This window comes from Budvicia diplopodorum (genome assembly GCF_009800925.1).
GTDB lineage: Bacteria > Pseudomonadota > Gammaproteobacteria > Enterobacterales > Enterobacteriaceae > Budvicia > Budvicia diplopodorum.
The window spans coordinates 435,290-454,891 of sequence record NZ_WOYF01000001.1 but is presented as its reverse complement, the minus strand read 5'-3'; the positions used below and the strand labels follow the sequence as shown (position 1 = coordinate 454,891).

Here is a 19,602-nt window from a genome sequence, read left to right as displayed (position 1 = left end):
CTATGACCGATAAAGAAATTTTCACGCTGAGCGCCGAAGAACTCGACGCTATTGAGCACGAGAAACATCATTACGAAGACCCGCGTGCCGCATCGATTGAAGCGCTGAAGATCGTGCAGAAAAAGCGCGGCTGGGTCCCGGACGGTGCGATTACTGCGATTGCCGATGTGCTGGGCATTCCCGCCAGTGACATTGAAGGCGTTGCGACTTTTTATAGCCAGATTTACCGTCGTCCGGTTGGCCGTCACGTGATTCGCTACTGCGATAGCGTGGTGTGCTATATCAATGGATATCAGGGAATTCAGGCCGCTCTTGAGAGAAAGCTCGACATTAAACCGGGCCAGACCACCTTTGACGGGCGCTTTACGCTGTTACCGACCTGCTGTTTAGGTAACTGTGATAAAGGGCCTAGCATGATGGTGGATGAAGACACTCACGAGCATCTGAAGCCGGAAGATATTGAGAAACTACTGGAGCAATATCAATGAGCGGGCCAACTTTGTTAGGAACTCAACGCATTCTTACTGAAGAGCAGCATCCGTTAACCTGGCGTCTGCGCGCTGACCAGCAGCCGGTATGGTTTGATGAGTATCGCGCTAAGAGCGGCTATGTCGGTGCTGAAAAGGCGCTGAAGGGCATGTCTCCGGATGACATCGTTTCAACCGTCAAAGACTCCGGTCTGAGCGGTCGCGGCGGTGCAGGTTTTTCCACCGGTTTGAAGTGGAGCCTGATGCCAAAAGACGAAAGCATGAACGTTCGTTACATTCTGTGTAATGCGGATGAAATGGAGCCGGGCACCTATAAAGACCGCCTGCTGATGGAGCAATTACCTCACCTGCTGGTTGAAGGCATGCTAATCGGTGCTTTTGCGCTTAAAGCCTACCGTGGCTATATCTTCCTGCGCGGCGAATACATTGAAGCCGCTGAGAATCTGCGTAAAGCGATCGACGAAGCGAAAAAGGCCGGGTTCCTCGGTAAAAATATTTTGGGCAGCGGCTTCGATTTTGAGCTGTTTGTTCATACCGGTGCAGGGCGCTATATCTGCGGTGAAGAGACCGCGCTGATCAACTCCCTTGAAGGCCGCCGCGCTAATCCGCGCTCTAAGCCACCGTTCCCGGCTACGTCCGGCGCGTGGGGCAAGCCTACCTGCGTTAATAACGTCGAAACGCTGTGTAACGTGCCGTCAATTATCGAGCATGGTCCAGAGTGGTATCGCGGACTGTCTGCCGGTAAGAGTCAGGATGCGGGCACTAAGCTAATGGGCTTCTCCGGCCGGGTGAAAAATCCGGGCCTGTGGGAGTTACCGTTTGGCATTACCGCGCGTGAGCTGCTGGAAGACTACGCCGGTGGTATGCAAGATGGCCTGAAGCTTAAGGCTTGGCAGCCGGGCGGTGCAGGTACGGACTTCCTGACCGATGCGCATCTCGACTTACCGATGGATTTTGCCAATATTGCCAAAGCAGGGAGCCGTTTAGGTACGGCGTTAGCCATGGCGGTTGATGACCAAATCAATATGGTCGGGTTAACCCGCAATATTGAAGAGTTCTTCGCGCGCGAATCCTGCGGCTGGTGTACGCCTTGCCGCGACGGTTTACCGTGGAGCGTGAAAATTTTAACCGCCTTAGAGCGCGGGGAAGGCCAGCCGGGTGACGTTGAAACCCTTGAACAGCTGTGTCGCTTCCTGTCGCCGGGTCATACTTTCTGTGCCCTTGCGCCGGGAGCCGTTGAGCCGCTGCAAAGTGCGATTAAGTATTTCCGCGAAGAGTTTGAAGCGGGCATCAAAGTTAAAACCTTTAATAATCTGAACGCTATCGCCGGTATCCAACCAAACCTGCTCAAGCAGCGTTGGTAGTCAGCTCTATAAGCTCAGAGCATATAGAGACGATATCTGGTAACGAATTTTCTAAGTTATATGCCCGCAGTTGCGGGCTACGGGAAGCATGCTGACTATGGCAACGATTCATGTAGACGGCAAAGAATACGAAGTTGATGGAGCTGACAACCTGCTGCAGGCTTGTCTCTCACTTGGCCTCGATATTCCTTACTTTTGCTGGCATCCGGCGTTAGGTAGCGTCGGCGCTTGCCGCCAATGTGCGGTTAAGCAATTCCAAGGGCCTGATGATAAACGCGGGCGTTTGGTGATGTCTTGTATGACTCCGGCATCTGACGGTAGCTATATTGCTATTGAAGATGAAGAAGCCAAGAAATTCCGCGAAGCGGTGGTGGAGTTTCTGATGGTAAACCATCCTCACGACTGTCCAGTCTGTGAAGAGGGCGGAAACTGTCATTTACAGGATATGACCGTCATGACCGGTCATAGCTTCCGCAAATATCGCTTTAATAAGCGTACGCACAACAATCAGGACTTGGGGCCTTTCATTAACCATGAAATGAACCGCTGTATCGCCTGCTATCGCTGCGTTCGCTATTATAAAGATTATGCGGGCGGCGAAGACTTTGGCGTATACGGCTCTCACGACAGCGTTTACTTTGGCCGCCCTGAAGACGGCACGTTAGAAAGTGAATTCTCCGGCAACCTGGTTGAAGTGTGTCCTACCGGCGTATTTACCGATAAGACCCACTCAGAACGCTATAACCGTAAATGGGATATGCAGTTCGCACCGAGCATTTGCCAACAGTGCAGCGTCGGCTGTAATACTAGCCCCGGCGAGCGTTATGGCGAACTTCGCCGCATCGAGAACCGCTATAACGGAACGGTAAACCACCACTTCCTGTGTGACCGTGGCCGCTTCGGCTATGGCTATGTGAATTCGAAAGATAGGCCGCGCCATCCACTGCAACTGCGCGGTCAGGACTGGGTGAATCTTAACCCTGAGCAGGCGATGCAGGGTGCGGCAGACGTTTTACGTCAGTCGAAGAAAACTATCGGTATCGGTTCACCGCGCGCCAGCTTAGAAAGTAACTTCGCTTTACGTCAGTTGGTGGGCGCTGAGAACTTCTCAACCGGCATGAATGCCGGTGAATTGGCCCGCGTTCAACTGATGCAAAAAGTGCTGCGTGAAAGCGGAATTTATACGCCTTCGCTGCGTGAAATGGAGAGCTACGACGCGGTGTTGGTGTTGGGTGAAGATGTGACTCAAACCGGCGCTCGTATCGCACTGGCTCTGCGTCAGGCAGTGAAAGGCAAGGCTCGCGAAATGGCCGCCGCACAGCGCGTGGCCGACTGGCAAATCGCCGCCATTCAGAATATCGGCCAGCACGCTAAGTACCCGCTGTTTACCACTAACGTAGATAAAACCCGTTTGGATGATATTGCGGCGTGGAACTACTGTGCTTCGGTTGAAGAGCAGGCACGCTTAGGCTTTGCGATTGCTCACGCCATTGACGGTAAAGCGCCGAACGCGTCTGAACTACCGACTTCGTTGAACGGAAAAGTGGATATCATTGCTCAAGCGCTTTCTGGCGCCAAGAAGCCGCTGATTGTCACCGGCTGCGGCGCGGCCAGCGACGATATCATTCAGGCTGCGGCTAACATCGCTTTAGCCCTGAAGCAAAAAGGTATAGAAACCGGCATCACCTTTGTGGCGGCAGAGTCGAACAGCATGGGTGTGGCAATGATGGGCGGCAGCTCAATCAATGACGCACTGGCCCAGATTGAAAACGGCGAAGCGGACACCCTGATTGTGATGGAAAATGACCTTTATCGTCATGCTTCTGCCGCCCGCATCGATGCCGCGTTAGCCAAAGTTGAAAACCTGATTGTGGTTGACCATCAGCGCACGGCAATAATGAATAAGGCGACGCTGATTTTATCTGCGGCGAGCTTTGCCGAAAGCGACGGTACCTTAGTTAACCAAGAAGGCCGCGCTCAGCGGTTCTTTCAGGTTTACGAACCGTCCTTCTACGATAAAGACCCGGCAAACAAGATCTACATTCTCGAAAGCTGGCGCTGGTTACATTCGCTGCAAAGCGTGTATAGCAGCCGTCAACTGGACTGGACTTTGCTCGATCACGTGATCGCCGCCTGTGCCGACGCGTTTCCTGAACTCGCCGGTATGGTCAATGCGGCTCCTGATGCGTCTTTCCGCATTCGCGGCATGAAAATTGCCCGTGAACCGCATCGTTACAGCGGCCGTACCGCGATGTTGGCCGACGTTAACGTGCATGAAAAACGCCAGCCTAAAGATAACGACACCGCATTTGCCTATTCTATGGAAGGCTACAGCGCACCGGAAGCCAATCGTCAGCAGATTCCGTTTGCCTGGGCACCTGGCTGGAACTCACCGCAGGCGTGGAATAAATTCCAGTCTGAAGTGGGCGGCAGCCTGCGTGCCGGTGACCCGGGAATTCGCTTAATTGAGCCGCAGAGCGATGCTTCTCTGGCCTATTTCGATGCCGTAACCAAAGCGCCGGTGAAGGTCGAAAACGGCTGGCGGGTAGCTCCTTACTATCACCTGTTTGGTAGTGATGAAATGTCTCAGCGTTCAGACGTGATTCAACAGCGTATGCCGCAGGCCTATGTGATGCTCAATCCACAGGATGCAGCGGCGTTAAGCGTTAGCGCTGGTTCATTGGTTGCCTTTAGCTGCTCAGGTACAGACCTGACGCTGCCGGTAAAAATCAGTGAGTCTCTGGAACAAGGTTTGATCGGATTACCGTTAGGTTTACCGGGCATTTCCCCTGTTTTAGCCGGCGAGCGCGTCGAAAATCTGAGGGAGGCAACGCTATGAGTTGGCTAGCTCCGGAAACGGCAGATATCTTGATTTCAGTCGGTAAGGCCGTGGTCATTTTGTTGGTAGTGGTAACCTGCGGCGCGTTGATGAGTTTTGGCGAGCGCCGCCTGCTATCTCTGTTTCAAGATCGCTACGGACCCAACCGAGTAGGGCCATTCGGATCGCTGCAGATCGTTGCAGATATGATCAAGATGTTCTTTAAAGAGGACTGGGTACCTAATTTCTCTGACAAGATGATCTTTACGCTGGCACCGATGATCGCCTTCAGCTCCATGCTGCTGGCCTTTGCTATTGTTCCGGTAACGCCTACGTGGGGCGTTTCAGACTTGAACATCGGCATACTGTTCTTCTTTATGCTGGCCGGTCTGGCGGTGTATGCGGTGCTGTTCGCCGGTTGGTCAAGTAACAATAAATACGCACTGCTTGGCGCCATGCGTGCCTCGGCTCAGACCCTAAGCTACGAAGTGTTCTTAGGCCTGTCGCTGATGGGGATTGTTGCCGTCACCGGTTCGTTCAATATGCGCGATATCGTCGCCGCTCAGGCTGACCTGTGGTTTGTTGTTCCGCAGTTCTTTGGCTTCTGTACCTTTGTGATTGCGGGTATTGCGGTATGTCACCGCCATCCGTTTGACCAACCGGAAGCCGAGCAGGAAATCGCCGACGGTTACCATATTGAATATTCAGGCATGAAGTTCGGTCTGTTCTTCGTCGGTGAGTATGTTGGTATCGTGACCATTTCTGCCTTAATCGTAACGCTGTTCTTTGGCGGATGGCAGGGGCCGTTCTTACCACCGATTCTGTGGTTTGCGCTGAAAACCGGGTTCTTCATGATGATGTTTATTTTGGTGCGTGCTTCATTACCTCGTCCGCGTTATGACCAGGTAATGGCCTTTGGCTGGCGCGTATGTTTACCGTTGACCCTGTTGAACCTGCTGGTAACTGCGGCAGTGATTCTTCTCAGAGCGCAATAAGGGAGAGAGATTAACCATGACGTTAAAAGAGTTAGTGGTTGGCTTTGGTACCCAACTGCGCAGTCTATGGATTGTTTTCTTACACGCTTTCCATAAGCGTGATACCAGAATGTATCCTGACGTACCTATTTATGTACCGCCTCGTTACCGTGGCCGTATCGTTCTGACCCGCGATCCTGACGGTGAAGAGCGCTGCGTAGCCTGTAACCTGTGTGCCGTTGCCTGTCCCGTTGGCTGTATCTCATTACAGAAAGCAGAGATGCAGGATGGCCGCTGGTATCCGGAGTTTTTCCGCATCAACTTCTCACGCTGCATTTTCTGCGGTATGTGCGAAGAAGCTTGTCCGACTACGGCGATTCAGTTAACGCCCGATTTTGAAATGGCTGATTTTAAGCGCCAAGATCTGGTGTACGAAAAAGAAGATTTACTGATCTCGGGTCCGGGTAAATACCCTGAATATAGTTTCTACCGCATGTCCGGTATGTCTATTGACGGTAAAGCTAAGGGTGAAGCGGAAAATGAATCTAAACCGATTGACCTCAAAGGTCTATTACCCTAAAGGAGCTTAGCGTGGAATTTGCATTTTATATTTCAGCGGCCATCGCCATTCTGGCAACGCTAAGGGTGATAAGCCATACCAATCCGGTACACGCATTACTCTATTTAATCGTGTCACTGTTAGCGATTTCTGGCGTGTTTTTCTCGCTGGGCGCTTACTTCGCCGGTGCGCTTGAGATTATTGTGTATGCCGGTGCCATCATGGTGCTGTTCGTTTTCGTTGTCATGATGCTAAATCTGGGCAACTCAGTGGCAGAGCAAGAGCGTGAGTGGCTGAAACCGAGCGTTTGGATTGGCCCGGCGCTACTGTGTTTTGTTCTACTGATCATTCTGTGGGTGGCTATTCTTAGCGTGTCCGGCAGCGGTAGCGCGATTACGGGTGAGATGGTGGATGCGAAGCGGGTTGGTATCAGCCTGTTTGGGCCTTACGTTCTTGCCGTTGAGCTGGCTTCAATGCTGCTGCTTGCGGGCATTGTGGTTGCCTACCATCTGGGGCGCGAAAATAAGAGCGCTGATGCACAAAGCAATAAAGAAAGCGCTAAAGACAGCACTAAAGACAGTAGCAGAGCGGAGGAACAAGCATGATCCCATTGGAACATGGTCTGATTCTGGCTGCGATTTTATTCGTGCTAGGCCTGACCGGATTGCTGATTCGCCGTAATTTGTTATTTATGCTGATTAGCTTAGAAATCATGATTAACGCCGCAGCGTTGGCGTTTGTAGTGGCGGGTAGCTTTTGGCAACAGCCGGATGGACAGGTGATGTACATTCTGGTTATTAGCCTTGCAGCAGCAGAGGCCAGTATTGGTCTTGCTCTGTTGCTACAGCTTCATCGTCGTCGTCAAACCCTGAATATTGATTCTGTCAGTGAGATGCGCGGATGAACCATAACCTATTGTATTTAACCATTTTGCTACCACTGCTGGGCTTCTTACTGCTGGCTTTCTCCCGCGGCCGCTGGTGTGAAAACACCTCAGCTACCGTTGGTGTGGGTTCTATCGGCTTAGCGGCATTAGTCACGGCGTGGATAGTGTATAACTTTGTGGCTCAGGGCGATAATTCAGAGGTTTCCAGACAGGTGCTCTGGACTTGGATGTCGGTTGATAATTTTAATATCAGCGTAACCCTGACTCTTGATAGCCTGTCTGTCACCATGCTGTCCGTGGTGGTGGGCGTTGGTTTCTTAATCCACCTGTATGCTTCGTGGTATATGCGTGGAGAAGAGGGCTATTCCCGTTTCTTTGCTTACACCAACCTGTTTATCGCCAGCATGGTTATTTTAGTTCTGGCCGATAACTTACTGTTGATGTATCTGGGTTGGGAAGGGGTAGGGCTGTGCAGCTACCTGTTAATCGGGTTCTATTACACTAATCCGAAAAACGGTGCGGCAGCGATGAAAGCCTTTATCGTGACCCGCGTTGGCGACGTGTTCTTAGCTATCGGTCTGTTTATCCTGTTTACCGAATTCGGTACGCTGGATATCCGTACCCTGATGGAGCTAGCGCCGCAGAAGTTTGCCGCTGGTTCTACGGCGATGAACTGGGCCACCCTGATGTTGCTGGGCGGCGCGGTGGGTAAATCGGCACAGCTACCGTTACAAACGTGGTTAGCCGATGCGATGGCCGGTCCGACGCCGGTTTCTGCATTAATCCATGCGGCCACCATGGTCACCGCCGGTGTCTATCTGATAGCGCGTACTCACGGGCTGTTCCTGCTGGCGCCGGAAGTGCTGAATCTGGTTGGGGTTATCGGCGGCGTTACGCTGCTGCTGGCCGGTTTTGCCGCGCTGGTTCAGACCGATATCAAACGGGTTTTAGCCTATTCCACCATGAGCCAGTTGGGCTATATGTTCTTGGCTTTGGGCGTTCAGGCGTGGGATGCGGCAATATTCCACTTAATGACCCATGCGTTCTTTAAAGCCTTACTGTTCCTCTCCTCGGGCTCGGTGATTCTGGCCTGTCACCACGAGCAGAACATCTTCAAAATGGGCGGCCTTCGCAAGAAGATCCCATTGGTTTATGTTTGCTTTCTGGTGGGCGGTGCGGCGCTGTCTGCGCTACCGGTGGTGACGTCAGGCTTCTTCAGTAAAGATAAAATTTTGTTTGATGCCTATGCATCAGGCCACTTTAATCTGATGCTGGCCGGCTTAGTCGGGGCATTCCTGACCTCGCTGTATACCTTCCGCATGATCTTTATTGTGTTCCACGGCGAAGCTAAAACCGAAGCGCATTCCGTTGGCGGTATTTCTCATAACTTACCGTTAATCGTGCTGTTGGTTTTATCGACCGCGGTGGGCGCTTTTGTTGCTCTGCCACTGAACGGCGTGCTGCCGGTTCATGAGTTTGGCGAAGAGGGCAAGCTGATGCTGGAGATGATTTCCGGCGGCGTTGCCACGGTGGGTATCATACTGGCCGCTGCGCTGTATCTTGGTAAACGTCAGCTGGTTACCAGCATTGCACGAAGTGCGCCGGGCCAATTGCTCTCTACCTGGTGGTATAACGCATGGGGCTTTGACTGGCTGTACGACAAGGTATTTGTCAAACCTTATCTGGCCGTTGCCAAATTATTACATCGTGATCCACTGAACTCACTGATGAACGTCACCGCGGTTATTACTCGAATGAGTAACCGTACGCTGGCAGTCAGTGAAAATGGCCTGCTGCGTTGGTACGTTGCGTCAATGGGCTTGGGTGCAGTGGTCGTATTGGCTCTGTTGTTGTTGGTTTAACTGAATAACTGAAAATGAAAGCTTTTAGAGCTTATTTAAATAAAGCTTATTCAAATAAAGGACATAAAACGCCATGCTACTACTTTGGCTAATTCTTTTACCCTTTATCGGCGGTTTTCTTTGCTGGCCGAGCGAGCGCTTAGGTAAACAGGTGCCTCGCTGGATTGCGTTGATCGCAATGGGGCTAACGCTGGTTTTATCTATTTATCTGTGGATGACCACCGGGTTTACGTTCTCGGCACCTAAGTCTTTATGGCTGGATTCGTTCTCGGTGGACTGGGTTCCAAGCCTCGGCATTAAGATATCTCTCGCACTAGACGGCCTGTCGTTACTGATGGTAGTCCTGACCGCGTTCTTAGGCGTGTTGGCTATTCTTTGCTCATGGTCAGAAGACCAGCGTTCCCAAGGGTTCTTCCATTTGAACCTGCTGTGGATTCTGGGCGGCGTGATGGGCGTGTTTCTGGCAATGGACCTGTTTCTGTTCTTCTTCTTCTGGGAGATGATGCTGGTTCCAATGTACTTCCTGATTGCGCTGTGGGGGCACAAAGCGTCAGACGGTAAAACCAGAATCACGGCGGCAACCAAGTTCTTCATCTATACCCAGTCCAGCGGTTTGATCATGCTGATCGCCATTATTGGACTGGTATTTGTGCACTTCAAGGCGACCGGCGTTTTAACCTTCGGTTATGAAGATTTGCTGAATACAGAAATGTCGTACGGCGCGCAGTACGTCATCATGCTGGGCTTCTTTATTGCCTTTGCGGTTAAAATGCCGGTGGTGCCGCTACACGGGTGGTTACCGGATGCCCATAGTCAGGCACCAACCGCCGGTTCCGTTGACCTTGCGGGTATCCTGCTGAAAACGGCGGCCTACGGTATGCTACGTTTCTGCCTGCCGCTGTTTCCTGAAGCTTCTCACGCCTTTGCCCCGATCGCGATGTGGTTGGGCATTGTGGGTATCTTCTACGGCGCGTGGATGGCCTTTATTCAGACCGATATTAAGCGCCTCATTGCTTATACCAGCGTATCCCACATGGGGTTCGTGATGATTGCAATATACAGCGGCAGCCTGTTGGCTTACCAAGGTGCGGTGGTGCAGATGATTGCACACGGCCTGTCGGCCGCCGGTATGTTTATTATCTGTGGTCAACTGTATGAGCGTTTACATACTCGTGATATGCGCCAGATGGGCGGTTTATGGAAACGTATTCGCTATCTGCCTGCGCTGTCGCTGTTTTTTGCCGTGGCGACGTTGGGTATGCCGGGAACCGGTAACTTCGTCGGTGAGTTTATGATTCTGTTCGGAAGCTATAGCGTAGTGCCTGTCATTACCGTTATTGCAACTTTTGGTCTGGTCTTCGCATCAATCTATTCACTGGTTATGATGCAGCGCGCTTACTACGGTGCGCCTAAGTCGGATACGCCAATTGCCGGTATGAACCTTCGTGAACTGCTTATGGTTATGCTGTTGGTGGTGCTGTTAGTTTTGTTAGGCGTTTACCCTCAGCCGATTCTGGATACGTCTTATTCTGCGGTGAACACAATCCAGCAGTGGTTTAGCGCTGCGGCTCCCGTTTCTCCAGAAATGTCTATAGGAATGTAAATCGCCATGACTTTAACTGCACAACATATGATCGCTCTGTTACCGCTGTTAATCGTTGGATTAACCGTGGTAATCGTGATGCTTTCCATTGCGTGGCGACGCGACCACTTCATTAATGCAACCATTGCGGTTATTGGCCTCAACGTTGCTCTGCTCTCGCTGTTTTTCGTCGGGCAGCAGCCTCCAATGGATGTGACTCCGCTGCTTCGGGTGGACGGTTTTTCCTCTTTCTTCACCGGGCTAGTGCTTCTGGCCAGTCTGGCAACCTGTACCTTTGCCTACCCGTGGCTGAGCGGCTATCCGGATAATAAAGAAGAGTTTTATCTTTTAGTCCTGATTGCGGCACTGGGTGGCCTGCTGTTAGCCAGCGCTAACCATTTAGCCTCGCTGTTTATCGGTATTGAGCTGATCTCCCTGCCGCTGTTTGGGCTGGTGGGCTATGCATACCGTCAGCGTCGATCGCTGGAAGCGGCAATCAAGTACATGCTGCTGTCGGCGGCGGCTTCGTCCTTCCTGCTGTTTGGTATGGCGCTGCTGTATGCCGGAACAGGTAGCCTCTCTTTCGCCACGCTGGGGCACAGCATGAGCGATGCGTCACTGCATCAGCCGCTGCTGCTGGCCGGTCTGGGTATGATGCTGGTTGGCTTTGGCTTTAAGCTGTCGTTAGTTCCGTTCCAGCTGTGGACGCCGGACGTTTATCAGGGCGCGCCTGCGCCGGTATCAACCTTTTTGGCAACCGCCAGTAAGATTGCTATTTTCGGTGCCTTAGTGCGTATGTTTCTGTACGCGCCGGTCTCTGACGGTGAATCCGTTCGTTTGGTGCTGGCCGTGATTGCGTTCTGTTCCATTCTGTTCGGTAATATTATGGCCATCAGCCAGAGTAACATTAAGCGTATGCTGGGTTACTCTTCAATTGCTCACTTAGGCTATTTGCTGGTGGCGCTGATTGCGGTTCAAAGCCATACCGGACTATCTATTGAAAGCGTTAATGTGTACTTGGCCGGTTATCTGTTTGCCAGTCTGGGTGCCTTTGGCGTAGTTAGCCTGATGTCTAGCCCGTATAGCGGCCCGGACGCAGAATCACTGTTCTCCTATCGTGGGCTGTTCTGGCATAAGCCGATTCTGTCTGCGGTATTAACCGTGATGATGCTGTCTTTGGCCGGTATACCGATGACCTTAGGCTTTATCGGTAAGTTCTACGTTATTGCTATCGGCGTTAGCGCTGAACTGTGGTGGTTAACCGGTGCGGTGGTGGTGGGTAGTGCGATTGGCTTGTACTACTACCTGAGAGTGATGGTCAGCCTATACCTGAGCGCACCGAAAACGCTGCGCCGCGATACGCCAAGTAACTGGGCATTAACCGCCGGCGGCGTTGTTGTTCTGCTGTCTGCTATTGCGGTGGTGGTGCTTGGTTTGTATCCGGAGCCGCTGATCGCATTAGTGAAACATGCGTTGCCGATGTAATCTGCTTGATTATTGTTGTTCTCTCCTCTTCGTCACCCCGGTGAAAACCGGGGCTCGGTCTTTAAGCCAAGCGCTAATTTGTTAGCTAAAACCTAGGTCCCGGCTTTCGCCGGGATGACGACATAGTACGACATAATAAGGCCGCATGATGTAAGAATGCTTAACCGACTGCACTAGGCCGGTGGTCGGTATTTTTTTACCTGTTTTTCAGCGCGATCCGCCGTATAATCCGTTTCCTGAGGCTTATGGCAAATTTTATACAGTTAGTTTTGGACGAGAGGTTGTAGTGAAGCAAATTTCTGAGCTGGTAAAGCAACTGCATCAACGTTTACAAGACGTTGCTCGTCCGGGTCCAGGCAGGGAGCGTATTACCATTCCCCTAACGCTTCAACAACGCTCTTCCTTGCTGAGCTGGTTAGCGGCTCAGCCAATATTTCCTCAATTTTACTGGCGTCAGCGCGACGATCTCGAAGAGGCGGCGGTGTGCGGTGAAGTTATCCGCTTTAATGACGCCGAGTCTGCCCATCAGTTTCTGGTGAATAACAGCGTTGCCGATATGCGCATTTGGGGGCTGAACACCTTCGATCAGGTTGAAATCCCTTCGGCCAATACGCCAAAGAGCGCGCTGTTTTTGCCTCGCATCGAGCTACTGCGCGATAGAGATGGCGAACGTCTGGTGGTTAATCTATACAGTGAAACCTCTTTAGCTGACGACATCGCGCTGGCTGAGCAGTGTCTGGCACGGCTGACCACCAGTGAACCGCTGGCTGCGCTGAACGTAAAAATTAACGGCGTTACCCATTTGCCCGATAAGCCGGGGTGGTGTTCATTGCTGGAACAAGCGCTGGAAGCTATTCGTAACCGTTCATTTGAAAAAGTAGTACTGGCCCGTCGTTCAACCTTATCTCTTAATGAGCCGCTCAATCCGGCCGCGTTTCTGAATGCCAGCGCCAAGGTTAACCATCACTGTTTTCATTTTATGATGAGAATGGACCGGGATAGGGCATTTTTGGGATCGTCTCCTGAGTGCCTGTTTTTGCGCGTGGGTAACCAGTTAAAAACCGAAGCGCTGGCCGGTACTGCTTCGGGTTCACCGGATAATCAGAAAGCCAAAGCGCTGGGCGACTGGCTGATGCAGGACAAGAAAAACCAGCATGAAAATCTGCTGGTAGTTGACGATATTTGCCAACGCCTGCAGGGCGGAACGTTGGCAATAGACGTTTTACCCGCTGAGATTGTTCGTTTGCGCAAGGTACAGCACCTGCGTCGCAGCATTCATGCCGAGCTTGCAACGGTTGATGATGCAGATAGCCTACAGCGCCTACAGCCTACGGCCGCGGTTGCGGGGCTTCCTCGTGAACCGGCCCGCCAGTTTATTCTGCGTCAGGAACCCTTTACCCGTGGTTGGTACGCGGGCTCCGCGGGTTATTTATCCCTCAATCAAACCGAGTTTGCCGTTTCGCTACGTTCCGCGTTAGTGGAAGGCAATAACGTTCATCTGTACGCCGGAGCCGGTATCGTTGCCGGTTCAGACCCGCAGCAGGAGTGGCTAGAAATAGAGAATAAGGCCGCCGGATTAAGAACGTTATTAGAGCAAGATGAGTAACACAGAAAAACGCAACCATCCCTGATTCGATTCTGCTCCTATACTTCTTAGTATCACTAATTTTCAGCTACGCATTTTTCTTTCAAGCCGAATGACCCATTCGGCGCTTGGCTTGACCGGAATTCAGGGAGGCTAAAATTATCAGGCTAGCAAAACTCAAACTACGTTTGCCTTCGCAGGCTATTATCATTTGAGTCATTGTCACTCGTGAATAACGTTCGGTTTATCGACCTATGCGACAGGCTGCCGTATTTTCTATCGGGGCTATTCGTTGATGAATCGACGTAATATCGTTCAACGGCACAGGCTGTTTATTCGTCGTTGAATAACAGGAAATTACTATGTTGACGCTGCTTCACCTTCTTTCTTCCGTTGCCCTGCTGGTATGGGGCACTCATATTGTTCGTACCGGCATTATGCGGGTGTACGGCAGCGATCTGCGCCGCATATTAAGCGTGAGCATACACAGGAAGTGGCAGGCGTTTATTGCCGGTATCGGCGTGACCGCGCTGGTTCAGAGCAGTAATGCCACGGCATTATTAACGATCTCTTTTGTCTCTCAGGGGTTAATTTCCCTCTCTCCCGGGCTAGTGATACTGCTGGGCGCAGACGTGGGTACTGCCCTGATGGCCCGGGTGCTGACCTTCGATCTTTCATGGCTATCCCCGCTGCTTATTCTGTTTGGCGTGATGACCTTTCTTAGCCAGCGCAAAAGCCGCGTTGGCCAGATGGGGCGCGTGGCTATCGGCCTTGGCTTAATTCTTCAGGCGCTACAGCTCATTGTTGCTGCGGCAGAACCGATCGCTCAGGCTTCTGCCGTTCAGGTGGTTTTTTCTTCTCTGGCCAGCGATGTGATCCTTGCCCTGCTGATCGGCGCACTGTTTGCGATAGTCAGCTATTCCAGCCTAGCCGCCGTATTGCTGACCGCAACGCTGGCCGCGACCGGTATGGTTTCGCTGTATATTGCCTTATCGATTGTTATCGGTTCCAACCTAGGCAGCGGATTTCTGGCGCTGATGAGCAGTCGGGGACAGGGGGCAGTATCCCGGCGGTTGGTGCTGGGCAGCTTATTATTTAAAGCTATCGGCTGTTTGCTGGTGCTGCCGTGGATAGGCGCATTGAGCGAATGGATCAAGCCGTATCCATTGCGTACCGCCGAGGTCGTTATCTACTTCCACGTGGTTTATAACCTACTGCGCTGTTTGCTGATGCTGCCGTTTGTGGCGCCGATGGCCCGGTTGACCACTTGGCTGATTCCCAATGATTTATCGGTTGATGCGCCGCTGGCTCCGCGCTATCTCGATACTTCTGCCTTAGATACGCCCTCACTGGCTTTGTCTAATACCGTGCGCGAAACGTTACGCTTGGGCGATGTTATCGGACAGATGCTAAACGGCTTTAATGAAGTGATGAAAGGCGATCCCCATAAAAAGCGGGAGGTCAGCCATTTGGAAGATGAAGTGGATATGCTGTTTGGTGCCATTAAGCTGTATTTGGCACGTATTGAACAGGACGAGCTGAGCGAAGAGGATTCACGCCGCTGGGCTGAGATTATTGATACCGTGGTTAACCTCGAGCAGGCTGGCGATATTATTGAGCGTATGACGTCCGACGTTTCATCTAAATCGCTGATTGCCCGCCGTTCGTTTTCCGCCGAAGGGGCGATAGAGCTGAATACCCAGCACGCGCGGTTAGTGAAAAATCTCGATTTGGCAATGTCGGTTTTTCTTACCGGCGATGTGGATAATGCTAAGCGCCTGCGCCGGGCTAAGCATAGGTTTCGTTTACACAGCCAGCGTTATTCCCATGCCCACGTCGATCGCCTGCATCAGCAGGACGTTCAGAGTCTGGAAACCAGTTCGCTGCATATGGGGCTATTGGCCGATATGACCCGGCTCAACTCTTTATTCGGTGCGGTAGCGTACTATGTGCTGGAAGTGAATGATGATGAACGGGCGGATTGAGGCGTTGTGCAGTATCAATAACTGCGGGAACTGATAAATATGTCAGCCAAAGTAAAGGTTTGTCGTCTTCGTTGATTCACTCTTGGTTATTCGCTAGTTTATGGAGAATTTGGTTATTTAAACAATGGCTTATTAGCAAAGGAATGATGATGAACGTTGAATATCCAGTAGCGTATGAAGTGGGTGATGTGGTGTTTACCTGTATTGGTAATCTTCTGTTTCGTCAGGTTTCAGCGGCATCGGCCTGCTGGAGTAACCACGTTGGCATTATTATCGGCCATGACGGTGAAGACTATATCGTGGCCGAGAGTAAAGTACCGCTGTCCCAGACGACGACGTTGAGTAAGTTTATTGCGCGTTCCGTTGACGGGCGCTATGGCATTCGTCGGCTGAACGGCGGGCTGAGTGAAGCTCAAAAACGGGCGATTGTTGAGCAGGTTCCAGAACGGCTTAACGTGCTGTATCACACCGGCTTCAAATATGAATCATCGCGCCAGTTTTGTTCTAAATTTGTGTTTGATATTTACCGCGACGCGTTATCGGTACCGATAGGCAAAGTGGAAACCTTCAATACGCTGCTCAGTAATAATCCTGATGCCCGATTACAGTTCTGGCACCTGTGGTTTATGGGGTCTATTCCTTGGGAGCGCAAAACCGTTACGCCTGCCAGCCTATGGTTCTTTCCGTCGCTGTTCTCGGTATTTAATAGTCACCCTGAGGCCGCAGAGAATCGGCCTGACTGGTATCAACGTTAAGTCAATCACCGTAAAAAAAGGCCGATGAGAATACGTATATATCAGGTTTAATACTGATTAAACAAGCGTTTGTTGTTGCCCATACTGTGACCAATTAGCTATAGTATTAAAGTGTCTCATTCAGGCTTATTGGGTGGAAAATGATAACTAGGTTAATAAAGAGATTATTCCACCCGCTGAGCGTAAGCCTATGGCTCATTTTGTTGTGTATAACCTATTATTTTAATGACTTTTTGTCCGTTCACCTTAATCCCACATTTTTCTTCTATTTTTCACACGGTATAAAGCTGCTGGTTCCAGCCATTTTTATGGTTTATATGTTTAGCGACTTATACTTTCAGCTGAAGTCTCGGTTTATTCTTTATCTGACCCTTTTTAGTGCGCTTATTGCCAGCTATCTGTATATGGATCTGGCTATTGACCATAACGTTAACGGCGTCTTTTGCCTTGATGAGTCAGAGCTATCCTGTGACTGGAATTACTGCAAAATAGGAAGGCAGGCGGGCTTAATTTTTTTCATCATCATGGTGGTGCAGCTGGTGGTGCTGAAAGTGATTCGCCTACTGTATGGGGCGTATAAGAAAGTGGTCAGCTAAGGCCCGTTTTTATTCACCCGCTGTCCGTTGATTGAATTTTTATTTTTGTATTTACTTATAAATCAACGCGTTTCTATAACGGCCTAATATGCCTATTTCGATTTATTGTCGATGTCTGGCGGTTGGTGTACCATAGTGTCCAATACCTGATTCTATTATTTCATTAAAATCAACTAATTAAGTTTGTCTTCGGTGGGCCCACCATGTCAATTAGTGTGTTTAACCGCCGCTGGGCGGCAGTGCTGTTAGAAACATTAACCCGCCACGGGGTTCAGCATGTTTGTATTGCACCCGGTTCACGGTCTACCTCTCTGACGCTAGAAGCGGCAGCCAACGCCAAAATAACCTGTCATACCCACTTTGATGAGCGTGGCCTCGGGCATTTGGCCTTAGGCTTAGCAAAAGTGACAGGTCAGCCGGTGGCGGTGATTGTCACTTCCGGTACCGCCGTAGCTAATCTTTATCCTGCGCTGATTGAAGCTAGCCTGACCGGTGAACGTTTGGTGCTACTCACCGCAGATCGCCCGCCAGAGCTGATTGACTGCGGGGCCAATCAGGCGATTCGTCAGGACGGTATTTTTTCTCATCACCCAACGGCAACCCTCTCTTTACCTCGGCCGACGCCCGATATTCCTGCTGCGTGGCTGGCTTCTACGCTCGACAACGCGATGTCAGTCCTGAAACAGGGCGCTTTGCACGTTAATTGCCCGTTTGCTGAGCCGTTATACGGCGGCGATGAGTTAGCCTATGCTTCGTGGTCTGCCGGTTTAGGCGACTGGTGGCAAGGGCACAAGCCTTGGCTGTGCGGTGGCAGCAACGGCGTGGCCGTGCGCCAGAATGACTGGCCTGAGTGGCAGAACCGTCGTGGCGTGGTGATTGCCGCACGGATGAGTGCTGAACAGGGAAAACTGGTCGCTCAGTGGGCCGAAACCTTGGGGTGGCCGCTGTTAGGCGATGTGCTTTCCAGCTCCGGCCAACCGTTGCCCTGTGCCGATCTGTGGTTGAATAATCCTCAGGCTCAGCGGCTGCTAGAACAGTGTGACATGGTGATCCAGTTTGGCGCTAGCCTGACGGGTAAGCGGATATCGCAGTGGCAGGCGAGCTGCAAACCGCAGGAATACTGGCTGATTGATCATATCGAAGGCCGGCTGGATCCGGCTAACCATCGGGGGCGTCGCTTAGTGGCTGATATCGGCCATTGGCTGGCGCTTCATCCGGCGGTTAAGCATCAGCCATGGGCCGCGCCGTTGAGTAACATAGCCAATCAAACGCACCAACGGGTCGCTGAACGTTTGGAGTCATCGTTTGGTGAAGCCCAACTGGCCAGCAGGCTGCCCGCGTTACTGCCGGAAAACGGGTTATTTTTTGCCGGTAATAGCCTGATTGTGCGACTGATTGACGCACTGGCGCAGCTGCCGGTGGGTTATCCGGTGTATAGCAATCGCGGAGCCAGCGGTATCGACGGTTTGCTCTCCACTGCCGCCGGGGTTCAGCGCGCTGCCAATCAACCGATGCTGTCGGTGGTTGGCGATATTTCTGCGCTATATGATTTAAACGCGCTGGCATTAATCAGCCAGTGCACTGCGCCAACGGTATTGATTGTGGTGAATAATAACGGTGGTTCGATATTTTCGCTGCTGCCCACGCCGGAAGCGGAAAGAGAGCGCTTTTACCGCATGCCTCACCATCTTAATTTTGAACATGCGGCGGCAATGTTTGGCTTAGACTACGCTTGCCCGCAGGACTGGAATAGCCTGTTGGCAACCGTTCAGCAACGCTGGAACCGGCAGGGCGTGCTGCTGCTTGAACTGCGGGTTGCGCCGCACGATGGCGCCGAAGCCTTACGCCAGCTGGTTAACGACGCGGCGGCATTCTGATGCTGGCGGCAAAATGTTATCCTGCATCGGGTGATAATCAGCAACGCCCGTGGCTGGTGTTTATTCATGGCCTGCTGGGAAGCGGTGAAGACTGGGCTTCAGTATTACCCTACTTTAGCCAGTGGTCCTGCATTACGCTAGATTTACCGGGGCACGGTGGCTCGCAGTCATTAAATAGTCAAGATGCCTTCGCGGCGTTAAGCCAGCAGATCGGCGAAACGCTATTGGCCTATAATATTCACCACTACGTGTTAATCGGCTACTCATTGGGTGGGCGCAGCGCGATGTATCACGCCTGTTTTGGTGACAGTGCGGGTCTCAAAGGGTTAGCGATTGAAGGGGGAAACCCCGGGCTGCGCCGTTTTGATGAGCGCGAAGCCCGTCTGGAACACGATCGCCAGTGGGCCGATAAATTCCGCCGTCTGCCGCTGCCAGACGCGCTGTCTGAGTGGTATCGCCAGCCGGTATTTGCCGAATTAAGCGAACCGGCACGCAGTCGGCTAATTATGCGTCGTAGCCACAATAGCGGATCTGCCGTTGCCCATATGCTGGAGGCCACCTCTTTGGGGCATCAGCCTTGGCTGGTTGAAGAACTTCAGCGGTTAGTTGAATGCCGGAATATACCCTTTTGTTATCTCTGTGGTGAGCAGGATGTGAAGTTTCAGCAAATTGCTCGCGACAATGGTTTTCCGCTGCGTATGGTAAACGCTGCGGGTCATAATGCCCATTCAGTGAATCCTGCAGGGTTTGCCGAACGGTTGCTTTCATTTTTGAAGGAATGCTAAC

The 19,602-nt window shown here is 51.7% G+C and carries 16 protein-coding genes; all 16 read left to right on the top strand.

The genetic code is table 11. The features are described from left to right. The first annotated feature begins 2 nt into the window (after positions 1-2). The 16 genes from nuoE to menH all read left to right on the top strand — a co-directional run bounded on the left by nuoE (position 3) and on the right by menH (position 19,601). Complete coding sequence (gene nuoE, locus GVI43_RS01865) at positions 3-488, top strand: NADH-quinone oxidoreductase subunit NuoE (protein ID WP_159564820.1); 486 nt, start codon at positions 3-5, stop codon at positions 486-488. Then, positions 485-1,852: an NADH-quinone oxidoreductase subunit NuoF gene (gene nuoF, locus GVI43_RS01860; protein ID WP_159564818.1), complete on the top strand. Its 1,368-nt coding sequence runs from the start codon at positions 485-487 to the stop codon at positions 1,850-1,852. Before nuoE ends, nuoF begins: the two co-directional genes overlap by 4 nt. Positions 1,853-1,949: 97 nt before the next feature. Further along, on the top strand, positions 1,950-4,691 hold the full coding sequence (nuoG, locus tag GVI43_RS01855; RefSeq protein WP_159564816.1) for an NADH-quinone oxidoreductase subunit NuoG: 2,742 nt from the start codon (positions 1,950-1,952) through the stop codon (positions 4,689-4,691). Next, positions 4,688-5,665, top strand: a complete 978-nt coding sequence (gene nuoH / locus GVI43_RS01850; protein WP_159564814.1) for an NADH-quinone oxidoreductase subunit NuoH — start codon at positions 4,688-4,690, stop codon at positions 5,663-5,665. Before nuoG ends, nuoH begins: the two co-directional genes overlap by 4 nt. Positions 5,666-5,681: 16 nt before the next feature. Next, the gene (gene nuoI, locus GVI43_RS01845; protein ID WP_159564812.1) at positions 5,682-6,224 is read left to right on the top strand and encodes an NADH-quinone oxidoreductase subunit NuoI; all 543 of its coding nucleotides are present in this window, start codon (positions 5,682-5,684) and stop codon (positions 6,222-6,224) included. 11 nt (positions 6,225-6,235) lie between these two features. After that, positions 6,236-6,808 carry an NADH-quinone oxidoreductase subunit J gene (gene nuoJ, locus GVI43_RS01840; RefSeq protein ID WP_159564810.1) on the top strand — a complete coding sequence of 191 codons (573 nt, stop codon included), beginning with the start codon at positions 6,236-6,238 and terminating at the stop codon, positions 6,806-6,808. Continuing rightward, positions 6,805-7,107 (top strand): NADH-quinone oxidoreductase subunit NuoK, encoded by a 303-nt coding sequence (gene nuoK / locus GVI43_RS01835; protein WP_029094171.1) that lies wholly within the window; start codon positions 6,805-6,807, stop codon positions 7,105-7,107. The genes nuoJ and nuoK overlap by 4 nt, the downstream gene beginning before the upstream one ends. Then, positions 7,104-8,951 (top strand): NADH-quinone oxidoreductase subunit L, encoded by a 1,848-nt coding sequence (gene nuoL, locus GVI43_RS01830; protein WP_159564808.1) that lies wholly within the window; start codon positions 7,104-7,106, stop codon positions 8,949-8,951. Before nuoK ends, nuoL begins: the two co-directional genes overlap by 4 nt. Positions 8,952-9,024: 73 nt before the next feature. Then, positions 9,025-10,554 (top strand): NADH-quinone oxidoreductase subunit M, encoded by a 1,530-nt coding sequence (gene nuoM / locus GVI43_RS01825; RefSeq protein WP_159564806.1) that lies wholly within the window; start codon positions 9,025-9,027, stop codon positions 10,552-10,554. Positions 10,555-10,560: 6 nt separating this feature from the next. After that, positions 10,561-12,018, top strand: coding sequence for an NADH-quinone oxidoreductase subunit NuoN (nuoN, locus tag GVI43_RS01820; RefSeq protein ID WP_159564804.1), 1,458 nt, complete (start codon positions 10,561-10,563; stop codon positions 12,016-12,018). A 286-nt stretch (positions 12,019-12,304) separates the two neighbouring features. Beyond that, entirely contained in the window at positions 12,305-13,624 is a 1,320-nt protein-coding gene (gene menF / locus GVI43_RS01815; RefSeq protein WP_159564802.1) for an isochorismate synthase MenF, read from the top strand. Between the two features lie 341 nt (positions 13,625-13,965). Then, the gene (locus GVI43_RS01810; protein ID WP_159564800.1) at positions 13,966-15,588 is read left to right on the top strand and encodes a Na/Pi cotransporter family protein; all 1,623 of its coding nucleotides are present in this window, start codon (positions 13,966-13,968) and stop codon (positions 15,586-15,588) included. A 149-nt stretch (positions 15,589-15,737) separates the two neighbouring features. Beyond that, the gene (locus GVI43_RS01805; RefSeq protein ID WP_159564798.1) at positions 15,738-16,343 is read left to right on the top strand and encodes a YebB family permuted papain-like enzyme; all 606 of its coding nucleotides are present in this window, start codon (positions 15,738-15,740) and stop codon (positions 16,341-16,343) included. A 317-nt stretch (positions 16,344-16,660) separates the two neighbouring features. After that, positions 16,661-16,939 (top strand): hypothetical protein, encoded by a 279-nt coding sequence (locus tag GVI43_RS01800; RefSeq protein ID WP_159564796.1) that lies wholly within the window; start codon positions 16,661-16,663, stop codon positions 16,937-16,939. Between the two features lie 203 nt (positions 16,940-17,142). Next, on the top strand, positions 17,143-18,816 hold the full coding sequence (gene menD / locus GVI43_RS01795) for a 2-succinyl-5-enolpyruvyl-6-hydroxy-3-cyclohexene-1-carboxylic-acid synthase (RefSeq protein ID WP_159564794.1): 1,674 nt from the start codon (positions 17,143-17,145) through the stop codon (positions 18,814-18,816). Further along, positions 18,816-19,601 (top strand): 2-succinyl-6-hydroxy-2,4-cyclohexadiene-1-carboxylate synthase, encoded by a 786-nt coding sequence (gene menH, locus GVI43_RS01790; protein ID WP_159564792.1) that lies wholly within the window; start codon positions 18,816-18,818, stop codon positions 19,599-19,601. The genes menD and menH overlap by 1 nt, the downstream gene beginning before the upstream one ends. Position 19,602: the final 1 nt, after the last annotated feature.

Bases quoted from the DNA above. Each gene is read 5' to 3' on its own strand.
- nuoH (WP_159564814.1), top strand. From the start codon at position 4,688: ATGAGTTGGCTAGCTCCGGAAACGGCAGATATCTTGATTTCAGTCGGT.
- menD (WP_159564794.1), top strand. From the start codon at position 17,143: ATGTCAATTAGTGTGTTTAACCGCCGCTGGGCGGCAGTGCTGTTAGAA.
- nuoN (WP_159564804.1), top strand. From the start codon at position 10,561: ATGACTTTAACTGCACAACATATGATCGCTCTGTTACCGCTGTTAATC.
- nuoG (WP_159564816.1), top strand. From the start codon at position 1,950: ATGGCAACGATTCATGTAGACGGCAAAGAATACGAAGTTGATGGAGCT.
- menH (WP_159564792.1), top strand. From the start codon at position 18,816: ATGCTGGCGGCAAAATGTTATCCTGCATCGGGTGATAATCAGCAACGC.
- nuoK (WP_029094171.1), top strand. From the start codon at position 6,805: ATGATCCCATTGGAACATGGTCTGATTCTGGCTGCGATTTTATTCGTG.
- GVI43_RS01800 (WP_159564796.1), top strand. From the start codon at position 16,661: ATGTTTAGCGACTTATACTTTCAGCTGAAGTCTCGGTTTATTCTTTAT.
- nuoM (WP_159564806.1), top strand. From the start codon at position 9,025: ATGCTACTACTTTGGCTAATTCTTTTACCCTTTATCGGCGGTTTTCTT.
- nuoE (WP_159564820.1), top strand. From the start codon at position 3: ATGACCGATAAAGAAATTTTCACGCTGAGCGCCGAAGAACTCGACGCT.
- nuoL (WP_159564808.1), top strand. From the start codon at position 7,104: ATGAACCATAACCTATTGTATTTAACCATTTTGCTACCACTGCTGGGC.
- GVI43_RS01805 (WP_159564798.1), top strand. From the start codon at position 15,738: ATGAACGTTGAATATCCAGTAGCGTATGAAGTGGGTGATGTGGTGTTT.
- nuoI (WP_159564812.1), top strand. From the start codon at position 5,682: ATGACGTTAAAAGAGTTAGTGGTTGGCTTTGGTACCCAACTGCGCAGT.
- GVI43_RS01810 (WP_159564800.1), top strand. From the start codon at position 13,966: ATGTTGACGCTGCTTCACCTTCTTTCTTCCGTTGCCCTGCTGGTATGG.
- nuoF (WP_159564818.1), top strand. From the start codon at position 485: ATGAGCGGGCCAACTTTGTTAGGAACTCAACGCATTCTTACTGAAGAG.